Below are 10,826 nucleotides of genomic sequence, written 5' to 3' on the forward strand. Positions count from 1 at the left end.
ATGGTTTTCCTTTACGGAAATTAATGCTTCGTCTACGATGTTTGGATCGGGCGCAAAATCGACGATGGCGCCCGTACGTCCCGTACCTATCCCGTATCGCCAGCACGCAATCACGCAAGCAAAAACGCTGCGGCTTGCGTTGCCATTCGACGCCCGCCTGCAGCCGGTCATCTTTGCTGCAGGCGACCGGGCGGTGCGGTGAAGGTACACGCACTGAAACGGAGCAGGCGGGCGCCGGCAGGACATACCTCGGGTTCCCCGCAAGCTGACAGCACGGCATCCGCCGTTGCAAAGGGGAAGACTATGACCATTTCAAACATGAAGATCAGTACCCGGCTCTATCTGCTGGCCGGCATGTTGCTGGCCGCAGTGGCCATCGTCGGTATCCAGGGCTGGCATGCACTTGCCGACAGCAACGCGCGCACCGCCCGGGCGCTGGAACGCGCCATCCTGATGGAAGATGCGATCGACAGCGCGCGGCATGCGCAGGTGCAGTTCAAGACGCAGATCCAGGAATGGAAGAATATCCTGCTGCGCGGGAACGACCAGGCAAGCTTCGACAAGTACCGCCAGGCGTTCGCCAAGGAAGGCGACGCCGCGCAAGCCAGCCTCGCGCATCTGAAGGACGTGCTCGCTAAAGCCGGCCTGGACGCTTCCGGCGCGGGCGAAGCGCAGAAAGCCCTGGCAGAGCTGCAAGCCAAATATCTCGACGCGCTGAAGCAATTCGATGTCGCGAACAAGGATAGCGCCCACGCGGTGGACGCTGCAGTCAAGGGCATGGACCGGGCTCCCACCGAAAGACTCGAGGCCATCGTCGCCTACGCGCTCGACCAGTCGAACAAGATGGCGCAAGCCTCGGTGGCGGAGTCGGCCGCAAGCCACAAGACCACCAGCATGCTGCTGTTCGGCGCCGTGATCTTCGTGGTTGCCGCCGGCGGCGCCGCGGCTTTCCTGCTGGTGCGCAGCATCATCGTCCCGATCGCCAACGCGGTCCAGGTCGCACAAACGGTGGCCTCGGGCGACCTTACCAGCCGCATCGAGGTGACCGGCAAGGACGAAGCCGCGCAGCTGATGGAAGCCTTGAAGCACATGAACGACAGCCTCGCGAAGATCGTCGCCGAAGTGCGCAAGGGTACCGATACCATCGGCGCCGCGTCGTCGGAGATCGCGAGCGGCAACATGGAGCTCTCGTCGCGCACCGAACAGCAGGCCAGTTCACTCGAGGAAACCGCTTCCTCGATGGAGGAGCTGACCTCGACCGTCAAGCAGAATGCCGACAATGCGCGCCAGGCGAACACGCTGGCGCAATCCGCATCGAACATCGCCGGCAAGGGCGGATCGGTCATGTCCGAAGTCGTGACGACGATGGGTTCGATCAACGACTCGGCCCGCAAGATCGTCGACATCATCAGCGTGATCGACGGCATCGCCTTCCAGACCAATATCCTCGCGCTGAACGCGGCGGTGGAAGCGGCGCGCGCCGGCGAACAGGGCCGCGGCTTCGCGGTGGTGGCGGCTGAAGTGCGCAACCTGGCGCAGCGCAGCGCCGGCGCGGCGAAGGAAATCAAGGCGCTGATCAGCGACTCGGTGGAAAAGATCGACAACGGCTCGCGCCTGGTCAACGAAGCCGGCACCACGATGCACGAGGTGGTCGAAGGGGTAAAGCAAGTGACCGACATCATGGCCGAGATCTCGGCCGCCAGCCAGGAACAGACCGCGGGCATCGAGCAGATCAACCAGGCTGTGTCGCAGATGGATGAAGTCACGCAGCAGAACGCATCGCTGGTCGAGGAGGCGGCCGCTTCCGCACAGGCAATGCAGGAGCAGGCGCACAAGCTGCAGCAGCTGGTCAGCGTCTTCAAGGTCGATGCGCAACAGTCGGCGCTCGCGGTCGCCGCCGCGCCGGCAAGGGCAAGCGCGGCAGCACGTCCGGCGCCGGCGCCGCGCCGCGCGGTGAAGACCGAACGCCTTCCTGCGGCGCACTCTCCCTCCGCCGGGGGAGACTGGGAAGAGTTCTAGCAGGTGGTTCCACCGGAAGGCGCGCGGCGCCAACTCAGGTTGTCCGCCTCGACGCCGGCTACACGCTCTGCGCCGCCAGCTGTTCCCGCAGCGCCGTCTTGAGTACCTTGCCGTAATTATTTTTCGGCAGCTGGCTGACGATCAGGTAGCGCTTGGGCCGCTTGAAGCGGGCGATCTGTTCCAGGCAATGCCGGTCCAGCGCCGCCTCCGTGAGTTGCGTGCCGGCGACCGGCACCACGAAGGCGACCACCGCCTCGCCCCATTCCGGGTCGGGCGCGCCGACCACCGCGGCCTCCGCCACGCCGGCGCAGGTCAGCAGCACCTCTTCCACTTCGCGCGGATAAATGTTGGAGCCGCCGCTGATGATCAGGTCCTTGCTGCGGTCCTTGAGCGTAAGGAAACCGTCCGCGTCGAGGCAGCCGACATCCCCGGTAAACAGCCAGCCGTCGCGTATCGCGGCGGCGCTTGCCTGTTCGTTGCGCCAGTAGCCGGCCATCACGCTGTCGCCCTTGACCAGCACTTCTCCTATTTCGCCCACCGGCAGTTCCCGGCCCTGTTCATCCGCGACCCGGATGCGCACCGCGGTTTGCGCCACGCCGACCGATGCGATCCGCTCCAGGTAGCGCGGGTGGCCGGTATCGGCCAGATGCCGACGCGACAGCGCGGTGCCGACCATCGGCGTTTCACCCTGGCCGTAGATCTGCACGAAGCGCGGCCCCATCACGCGCAGCGCGCGCCGGATGTCGGCGACGTACATCGGCGCGCCGCCGTAGACGATGGTCTTGAACGCGCTTGCCGCGTCTGCGGGCGTCAGCCCGGTTTCTTCCGCATGGTCGACGAGGCGCTTGACGATGGTGGGGGCGGCGAAGGTCGACAGCGGACCGAGCGCGCGCCCGAGCGCGAACAGCTCGGCGGGATCCACGCCACCGGACAGCGGCACCACATGGCGCGCGCCCGCCATCAGGTGGGGAATCGCGTAAAGCCCGGCGCCATGCGACATCGGCGCGCCGTAGACGATCGCATCCGCGGCGGATATGTTGTCGACGTCGACGAAGTAGGTCATTCCCATCGTCATCAGGTTGCGATGCGTGATCATCACCCCCTTCGGACGTCCGGTGGTGCCGCTGGTGTAGAACAGCCACGCGGTATCCCCGGCGGCCCGTTCCGCAACCGGCACCGCACTCATGTCCTCGGCCGGGGCAAGCAGCGCGTCGGCAGCCGGCGACTCGACATCCACCTGGCGCTCCAGCCCGGCCAGCGGCGCGGGCGCGACGTCCGCGGTCACGAAGGCCCAGCGCGCCTGCGCATTGTCGACGATCCATTCGACTTCCTTCGTGTGCAGCTTGGCATTGACCGGCACCACGACCAGACCGGCCCACCATGCCGCCCACAGTACTTCGAGATAACGCGGATGGTTGCGCATGTACAGCAGCACGCGGTCGCCCGGGTGCAGGCCGGCGTCATGCAGGTGCTGCGCGAGGCCGGCGCTGCGCGCCGCCCATTGCCCGTAGGTCGCGTGCAGCTCGGCCCCGTGATGGATCGCCGGACGTTCGGGTGCCGCCAGCGCGTGGCGCACCAGCAGATGGGCGAGGCTCATGATGTGTCTCCGTGCTTGTCTTGCGAGGCAATTCCTGCCCCGTGCCTATCCGGGAATACTACCGCAATCCCGGCTACACGCTGCGCGTGATGCCGCCGTCCACCCGCAGGTTCTGCCCGGTGATGTAGCCTGCATCCGCCGACAGCAGGAAGGCGACCGTCTTTGCAATCTCTTCCTTTTTTCCCTGCCGCCCCATCGGGATCTGCGCGATGGTCGCTTCGTTCTGCTCGATCGAGTCCACGTACCCGGGCAGCACGTTGTTGATGCGGATGTTGTCCCTGGCGACCTCGTCCGCATAGATCTTCGTGAAGCTGCCGAGCGCCGCGCGCAGCGTCGCCGAAACCGGGAAGCGCGCCGACGGCTCGTAGGCGGCGAAGGTGGAAATGTTGACGATCGCGCCGCCGCCCTGCTTCCGCATCACCGGCGTTACCAGCCGGGCGATGCGCACCACGTTCAGCAGCAGCAGGTCGAGGCCGGCGTGCCAGTCGGCGTCGCTCAGCTCCAGCAGCGGCCCCTTCTTCGGGTGGCCGGTGTTGTTCACCACCGCATCGATGCGGCCATGGTTCTGCAGCGCGAGCGCGACCAGCCGCTCCAGGTCGCCGGCATTGTCGCTCGATCCCTGCAGCGCGTGAGCGCCGAGTTCCGCGGCGAGCGCATCGACGTCCGCGGAACGCGACATCAGCACCAGCCTGTAGCCGCGCGCGGCGAGTTCGCGCGCGCAGGCTGCCCCCATGCCGCGCGAGGCGGCGGTCACCAACGCAACTTTTTCCATGTTCCCTCCTCGTCAATGTCACAGGCTTCCATCATAGCAAGCCGCTGCCGCCGGCGTACCGTACAATCGGGACATGGACATCACCCTTCCGGAACTCGAACAGGCGATCAACTACTGGCGTGCGTTGCGGCCGTCGAGCGGCGAGGAATGCGCGCTGTCTCCGGAAGTCAATGCACTGGCCGGTGTCTATGCGCTGATGATCTACCACAAGCTGTCCGCCGTGCCGCTTGCGGCGGTCACCCCTGCCGCACAGCAATTGCTGGAAGCCTGGCGCAACCGCAAATAAAAAGCCGGCGCGTGTCACAACCGCGCTGCCTGCCTCGTCTTGTCAGTGAACACGACAATTCGAGGAAGACATCATGCGCTATCTTTCCGCCGGCCGGCCGCTGCTGGCCCTGCTGCTGGCTCTGATGCTGGCCGCCAACGGCATCGCCATGCTTGCCAATCCACAATCCTGGTATCTCGGCGTCCCCGGCGTTGCCGCCACCGGGCCGCTCAACCTGCATTTCGTAAGGGATATCGGATGCGCCTTCCTGGTTGCCGCCGGCGGCCTGCTGTGGCTGCAGCTCGATGCGCGCGCGTGGCCGGCGGCAATCGCCGGAAGCGCGTTCCTGGCGCTGCATGCGCTGGTGCACGCGGGTGAGATGGCGTTCATCCATTTCGACCTGCAGCACCTGCTGCGCGACCTGCCCGGCGTTTTCCTGCCGCCTGTCATTGCGCTGTGGCTGTCCTGGCCGCGGCCCGTTCTCAAGGAGAAAAATCATGCTCAAATGGATCGCACGGCGGCGTCTCGCCGCGTTTGAACGCGAGTTCGATTACGATGCAAGCTACCTGCACCGGATGCTGGACGTGAGCTGGCAAGGCTTCCTGCGCTTTGCGCCGATGATGAAGCTGGCCGCGCACCGGGAAGACGTGCCGCCCGCTGCCTGGTACGCGGCGAAAATCGTCGTCTCGCTGGCGGAGGATTGCGGGCCGTGCACGCAGCTCGGCGTGACGATGGCGGAGCGGGAAGGCGTGCCGCAGCCGGTGTTGCGCGGCATCCTCGCCGGCGATGAAAAGGCGATGGGTAGCGACGCCGCGCTGGCTGCGCGCTTTGCGCGCGCCACGCTGGCTCACGACCCGGCGGCCGACGTATGGCGCGAACAGATCGTGCAGCGCTGGGGCGAACGCGCGCTGCTGTCGCTGGCGCTGGCCATCGCGGCGGTGCGCGTCTTCCCGACGGTGAAGTATGCGCTCGGGCACGGCAAGGCTTGCAGCCGCATCCGGGTAGGCAACATGGAGACGAGGCCGGCGCCGTCCGCGGCGCCGGCATGACAGCGAAAGGAGCGTCAATGACCGCAGCAGGCGCGAACGCCGACGATTTCGAACCGCACCGCCGCTACCTGCGCGGCCTGGCATACCGCATGCTCGGCTCGCGCGCCGAGGCCGAGGATGTGGTGCAGGATGCCTGGCTGCGCTGGCATGCGAGCCGGCGGGACGAGGTCGACAATCCGCGCGCCTTCCTGTCGCGCACCGTCACCCGGCTGTGCCTGGACCGGCTGAAATCGGCGCAGGCGCAGCGCGAGGTGTACGTCGGCGCCTGGCTGCCGGAACCGCTGGTGGACGACGAGACGCAATTCCAGCCGGGGCCGGAAGTGCTGCATGAACTGGCAACCGATCTGTCGTATGCCTTCCTGCTGACGCTGGAGCGGCTTTCTCCGCTGGAGCGCGCCGCCTTCCTGCTGCATGACGTGTTCGACATGGATTACGCCGGCGTGGCGGCGGCGCTAGGCCGCTCGGAAAGCGCCTGCCGCCAGCTGGCGTCGCGGGCGCGCGCCAATGTGCAGGCCAACCGCCCCGCGTTCAAGGTGTCGCCGGAGGAAGAAACACGGCTGGCGGGCGCCTTCGTCAACGCCATCCGCGACGGCGACGTCGGCGCGCTTGCGCAGGTGCTGGCCGAGGACGCCACCTTCGTGTCCGACGGCGGCGGCCGGGTGGCGGCGGTGCCGCGTCCGCTGGCCGGGCGCGACCTGATCGCGAAGGTGCTGATCGGCTTCGGACGGCAGCTGGACCCGCAGCAGCACCGGATTCGGTTTGCGCGCATCAACGGCTTGCCGGGCATCGTCATCTCGCTGGCCGACGGCACGCTGGTGCAGACGCTGGCGTTCGAAGCCGGCGCCGGCGGTATCAGGGCAATCTATGTGATGCGCAATCCGGAAAAGCTGCGGCGCGTGCGGCCCTGATGCAGCGAGGGCAGCGCGGGCAGCGCCGTCTCACGCCGCCTGGTGCCGGGCCTGGCGCTTGGTCGCCTGGTCGGTCTTTTCACGGCCGATGCGCAGGTGGCGCATGTTGACCTGGCCCGCGTAGTCGCTCTCCAGCAGCGCGGTTGCCTGCGCGCGCGCCATCCCGCCCTCGTGCAACCAGTCGCCAACCAGCGCGGCGAGACGGTCGAGCGCGATGCGATGGGTGGCGTCGGTGCGCGCGAACAGCCAGTCGGACAAGGCCATGAAGTGCGCGAACGGCGCATCGCCAAGGATCAGCGGCAGCGTGTTCGCAAAGCGCCCCGAGTTGGCGATCATGTCCCAGTAGCGCGCAAAGCGCACGAGGCGCTGCATGTCGGCGAATCCGATGCGGTCGGTGGAGAGGATGGTGTACGGCGCATACGCATCGAACACCAGCTTGTACGCGTCGGTATGGCGGATCACGGGCGTGCCACGCAGGCGCTTCAGGATGCCGAACTGGATCTCGTGCGGATCGAGCGCGACCAGCTGGTCGAAGCCGCGCGCGAAGCTGTCGATGTCCTCCCCGGGCAGGCCGGCGATCAGGTCCACGTGCAGGTGCGCATGCGACTGCTCGCGCAGCCAGCGCAGGTTGGCGGCGGATTTTTCATCGTTCTGCCTGCGGCTGATGATCGCCTGCACCTCGGGATTGAAGGTCTGGATGCCGATCTCGAGCTGCAGCGTGCCGGGCGGGAATTTGCTGATCGCTTCCTTGAGCGCATCGGGCAGATGGTCGGGCACCACCTCGAAATGCGCGAAGACCGGATCTTCCGGATGGGCGGCCAGCCTGTCGAGGAAGAACTGCATGATGCGCAGGCTGGCCTTGACGTTCAGGTTGAAGGTGCGGTCGACGAACTTGAACAGGCGGGCGCCGCGCGCATGGAGCGCTTCCATCTCCGCCAGGAACAGGTCGAGGTCGAACGCCCACGCCGTCTTGTCGAGCGAGGACAGGCAGAACTCGCACTTGAACGGGCAGCCGCGCGAGGCTTCGACATAGAGCGTGCGGTGCGCGATGTCGCGGTCGTCATAGAACGCATAGGGCAGCCGGATCTCCGACAGCGGCGGCTGCACCCCGGCATGGACCTTCATCAGCGGCCTCGGCCCGTGCAGGATCGCGCGGCAGAGCTGCGGGAAGGTGACGTCGCCCCAGCCGGTGACGACATAGTCGGCCAGCTGCGCGATCGGCTGCTCCTGCGTTTCATGCGATACCTCGGGGCCGCCGAGCACGACCACAACATCCGGCGCGACGCGCTTGAGCATCGCGACCACGCGCAGGCTGTCTTCGGCATTCCAGATGTAGACGCCGAGGCCGACGATGCGCGGCTTGCAGGACAGGATCTTGTCGACCACTTCGGTTGCCTTGGCGCCGATCACGAATTCCTGCAATTGCGTCTGTTCCTGCAGCTCGCCCATGTTGGCAAGCAGGTAACGCAGGCCGAGCGAGGCATGCGAGTAACGCGCGTTGAGGGTGGCGAGCAGGATGGTCATGGCAATTGGTCCGGTGCGGCGGGCGACCGCACATTCTACGCCTGTCCGGTGCTGCCCGACTGCCTGAATCCCCTTGGAGAAACGCCGAACCAGCGGCGGAAGCTGCGGCTGAAATTGGAGGTATCGAGGTAGCCGAGCTTTTCGGCGATGGTCTCGACCGGGTAGGTAGTATGCTGCAGGTACCACAGCGCCTGCGCCTTGCGCACCTCGTCGACCAGCGCCTGGTAGCTGCTGCCCTGCTGCCTGAGCTTGCGGATCAGGGTGCGCGAAGACATGTGCAGCTGCGCCGCCATCGCCTCGCAGCTCGGCATCCGTTCGATGCTTCCCTGCAGCCGGGTGCGCACCTGCTGCACGATATCGCCGGCTTCCAGCGCCTCTGCCAGCGCCGCCTCGCAGTCGCGGCAGGCGGATGCGAAGGCCTGCGGGTCGCCGGTCAGGGACGGCGTGCGCAATAGCGAGTGCGGCAGCAGGATTTCCATGCAGGGCGCGTTGAATCGCAGGCGGCCCTTCAGCCGTGCGGGATACAAGGCCGACCACGGCGGCGCCGGATAGGGCAGCGCGTATTCGGCTTCGGCAATCGGCCGTCCGACCAGCGATTCCAGCAATTGCACAATGACAATCAGGACTGCTTCGGTTGCCGGGATGCGCACGTCGCCAAGGTCGACGGATTCGCGCAGCTGGAAGCGGCAATGCGTGCCCTCTTCCAGCAGGCGGAAATCCAGCGCGCTGCTGCGCAGCCTGCCATAGCGGACGATCACCTCGATCGCCTGCCGCACGTCTTTCGCCGCGACCGCCGCATAGCCGACCGGGCCATGGGCGGACACCGGCACGGCGGCGCCGAGTTCCATGCCGAGCGTCGGCGTCGCGGCCAGTCGCAACGCGGCCAGCACCACGATCCGCATTTGCGCAAACGCAACCGGCCGTCCGCTCTCGACCAGCTCCGCCCAGGAAAGACCGGCGCCGGCCAGCACCCGCTCCACATCGATGCCGCGCGCGCGCAGCAGCATGCACAGCAGGCGTGCATAGGTCGGGTGGAAGGCTGGCGCCAGCCAGTGCGCGGGAATGGACATTTGTTGTCTTGCAGTTCTCTGAAGGGGTTGCGGTGAACCGATGCTGTCACATAATGACAAGAGATTGCCATTTCTTTCGGTGTGCAAAGCAAGCCATCCACGCGATCCTTTGACTTCCCGTAAAAGAAAAAAGGACAAGATCATGGAGACGACGCTGTTCCCCCCGGTAGCCGGAGGCTATCGCGACCGCAAGCGCTACGCGTGGCTGCTGTCGCTGTTCGTACCGGCGCTGGTCGCCGCCGGCCCGCTGCTGTATTACCTGGTACCCGATCCGCGCGTGCTGTGGGTGCCGGTGGCCGTCAGTTATGTGGCCTTTCCGCTGCTCGATTTTCTTTTCGGCAAGGACCGCAGCAACCCGCCGGAGGAATTCGTGCCGGCGCTGGAACAAGACCGCTACTACCGCATCGTCACCTATGCGCTGATCCCGCTGCTGTGGTGCGGCTTCATTTTCGGCATCTGGTTCTTCACCAGCCACGGCCTGCCCTGGCATGCGCAGCTGGCCGGCGCAATCTCGACCGGCACCATCGGCGGCTACGGCATCAACCTCGGGCATGAGCTGGGCCACAAGCGCTCGAAGCTGGAGCAGTGGCTGGGCAAGCTGATCCTGGCGATGACCGGCTACGGCCATTTCTACATCGAACACAACCGCGGTCACCATCGCGACGTCGCCACGCCGCTCGACCCGGCGTCCTCGCGCATGGGCGAAAACCTCTACCGCTTCCTGCTGCGCGAAATGCCCGGTGCGCTGCGCCGCGCCTGGCGTCTCGAGAAGGAGCGGCTGGCGCGCGAAGGAAAGTCGCCCTGGACGCTGCGCAACGACGTCCTGCAGCCGCTGCTGCTGACCGTCGTGTTCTTCGCCGTGATGACCGCGTGGCTCGGCTGGCACGCGCTGCCCTTCATCCTGCTGGCTGCGTTCTGGAGCAATTTCCAGCTGACGCTGGCCAATTACGTGGAGCATTACGGCCTGTTGCGCGACCGGCTGCCGAGCGGCCGCTACGAGACCTGCAAGCCCCACCATTCCTGGAACAGCAACCAGCTGTTCTCGAACTGGGCGCTGTTCCACCTGCAGCGGCATTCCGACCACCATGCGCATCCGCTGCGGCGCTACCAGTCGCTGCGCCATTTCGATGAGGTGCCGCAGCTGCCGACGGGCTACTTCGGCATGTTCGTGCTGGCGTACTTTCCGCCGCTGTGGTTTCGGGTGATGGATCGGCGGTTGCTGGAGTGGGTGGGGGGCGATGCGCGCAAGATCAATTTTGATCCGGCGAAGCGGGAAGTGCTGATGCGGCGTTACGGGCTCACGCAGCGTTAGCACGGAGTTCGGAAGAACTCCACCGGTCCGGGGATCTTCGTCGCGTGCTTGCATGCCCGGACTCTTCGATCCTCTCTTCGGTACCCAGGTCTGTAGCAACTCCGTGGATGCCTGCCGGGACTGGCCCCGGCGGGCCACCTACTTTTTTGCTTCGCCAAAAAAGTAGGCAAAAAAGGCGCCCCCGAAGCCGCTGCCCCTTCGGGGTTCCCAAAAAATTGGAGCGGTAGGCGGGAAGCGCAAAAACTCGCCTTCGGCTCAGACATTTGCGCTTCTTTTTCCGCCTACCGCTCCAATTTTTTGGCAGCGTCAA

Annotated in this window: 10 protein-coding genes; 6 read left to right on the plus strand and 4 right to left on the minus strand. The window is 66.0% G+C overall.

Annotated elements, in window-relative coordinates; genetic code table 11:
- Window positions 1–303 precede the first annotated feature (303 nt).
- The gene (locus VEC01_RS14895) at window positions 304–2,019 is read left to right on the plus strand and encodes a methyl-accepting chemotaxis protein (RefSeq protein ID WP_324901687.1); all 1,716 of its coding nucleotides are present in this window, start codon (window positions 304–306) and stop codon (window positions 2,017–2,019) included.
- Window positions 2,020–2,077: 58 nt separating this feature from the next.
- Here VEC01_RS14895 and VEC01_RS14900 read toward each other — a convergent pair whose 3' ends face one another.
- Both VEC01_RS14900 and VEC01_RS14905 read right to left on the minus strand, forming a co-directional pair.
- Complete coding sequence (locus tag VEC01_RS14900) at window positions 2,078–3,616, minus strand: class I adenylate-forming enzyme family protein (RefSeq protein ID WP_324901688.1); 1,539 nt, start codon at window positions 3,614–3,616, stop codon at window positions 2,078–2,080.
- A gap of 73 nt (window positions 3,617–3,689) precedes the next feature.
- The gene (locus VEC01_RS14905; RefSeq protein ID WP_324901689.1) at window positions 3,690–4,388 is read right to left on the minus strand and encodes an SDR family oxidoreductase; all 699 of its coding nucleotides are present in this window, start codon (window positions 4,386–4,388) and stop codon (window positions 3,690–3,692) included.
- Window positions 4,389–4,461: 73 nt separating this feature from the next.
- On the opposite strand from VEC01_RS14905, the gene VEC01_RS14910 reads away from it, so the two are divergent.
- From VEC01_RS14910 to VEC01_RS14925, 4 genes are all read left to right on the plus strand, one after another.
- Entirely contained in the window at window positions 4,462–4,674 is a 213-nt protein-coding gene (locus VEC01_RS14910; protein ID WP_324901690.1) for a DUF3717 domain-containing protein, read from the plus strand.
- Window positions 4,675–4,747: 73 nt separating this feature from the next.
- Window positions 4,748–5,191 carry a hypothetical protein gene (locus tag VEC01_RS14915; protein WP_324901691.1) on the plus strand — a complete coding sequence of 148 codons (444 nt, stop codon included), beginning with the start codon at window positions 4,748–4,750 and terminating at the stop codon, window positions 5,189–5,191.
- A complete protein-coding gene (locus tag VEC01_RS14920; protein ID WP_324901692.1) occupies window positions 5,151–5,702 on the plus strand; it encodes a hypothetical protein in 552 nt (183 codons plus the stop codon). The genes VEC01_RS14915 and VEC01_RS14920 overlap by 41 nt, the downstream gene beginning before the upstream one ends.
- 17 nt (window positions 5,703–5,719) lie before the next feature.
- Entirely contained in the window at window positions 5,720–6,610 is an 891-nt protein-coding gene (locus VEC01_RS14925; protein WP_324901693.1) for a sigma-70 family RNA polymerase sigma factor, read from the plus strand.
- A gap of 30 nt (window positions 6,611–6,640) precedes the next feature.
- On the opposite strand, the gene VEC01_RS14930 is transcribed toward VEC01_RS14925, so the two are convergent.
- Window positions 6,641–8,134, minus strand: coding sequence for a B12-binding domain-containing radical SAM protein (locus VEC01_RS14930; protein ID WP_324901694.1), 1,494 nt, complete (start codon window positions 8,132–8,134; stop codon window positions 6,641–6,643).
- Window positions 8,135–8,169: 35 nt separating this feature from the next.
- Entirely contained in the window at window positions 8,170–9,204 is a 1,035-nt protein-coding gene (locus tag VEC01_RS14935; RefSeq protein WP_324901695.1) for an AraC family transcriptional regulator, read from the minus strand.
- A 142-nt stretch (window positions 9,205–9,346) separates the two neighbouring features.
- Here VEC01_RS14935 and VEC01_RS14940 point away from each other — a divergent pair, with 142 nt between their 5' ends.
- Window positions 9,347–10,516 carry an alkane 1-monooxygenase gene (locus VEC01_RS14940; RefSeq protein WP_324901696.1) on the plus strand — a complete coding sequence of 390 codons (1,170 nt, stop codon included), beginning with the start codon at window positions 9,347–9,349 and terminating at the stop codon, window positions 10,514–10,516.
- Window positions 10,517–10,826: the final 310 nt, after the last annotated feature.

The sequence above is a fragment of the Noviherbaspirillum sp. genome, from assembly GCF_035627455.1.
GTDB lineage: Bacteria > Pseudomonadota > Gammaproteobacteria > Burkholderiales > Burkholderiaceae_D > Noviherbaspirillum.

Bases quoted from the DNA above. Each gene is read 5' to 3' on its own strand.
- VEC01_RS14910 (WP_324901690.1), top strand. From the start codon at position 4,462: ATGGACATCACCCTTCCGGAACTCGAACAGGCGATCAACTACTGGCGT.
- VEC01_RS14915 (WP_324901691.1), top strand. From the start codon at position 4,748: ATGCGCTATCTTTCCGCCGGCCGGCCGCTGCTGGCCCTGCTGCTGGCT.
- VEC01_RS14920 (WP_324901692.1), top strand. From the start codon at position 5,151: ATGCTCAAATGGATCGCACGGCGGCGTCTCGCCGCGTTTGAACGCGAG.
- VEC01_RS14940 (WP_324901696.1), top strand. From the start codon at position 9,347: ATGGAGACGACGCTGTTCCCCCCGGTAGCCGGAGGCTATCGCGACCGC.
- VEC01_RS14935 (WP_324901695.1), bottom strand. From the start codon at position 9,204: ATGTCCATTCCCGCGCACTGGCTGGCGCCAGCCTTCCACCCGACCTAT.
- VEC01_RS14895 (WP_324901687.1), top strand. From the start codon at position 304: ATGACCATTTCAAACATGAAGATCAGTACCCGGCTCTATCTGCTGGCC.
- VEC01_RS14930 (WP_324901694.1), bottom strand. From the start codon at position 8,134: ATGACCATCCTGCTCGCCACCCTCAACGCGCGTTACTCGCATGCCTCG.
- VEC01_RS14905 (WP_324901689.1), bottom strand. From the start codon at position 4,388: ATGGAAAAAGTTGCGTTGGTGACCGCCGCCTCGCGCGGCATGGGGGCA.
- VEC01_RS14925 (WP_324901693.1), top strand. From the start codon at position 5,720: ATGACCGCAGCAGGCGCGAACGCCGACGATTTCGAACCGCACCGCCGC.
- VEC01_RS14900 (WP_324901688.1), bottom strand. From the start codon at position 3,616: ATGAGCCTCGCCCATCTGCTGGTGCGCCACGCGCTGGCGGCACCCGAA.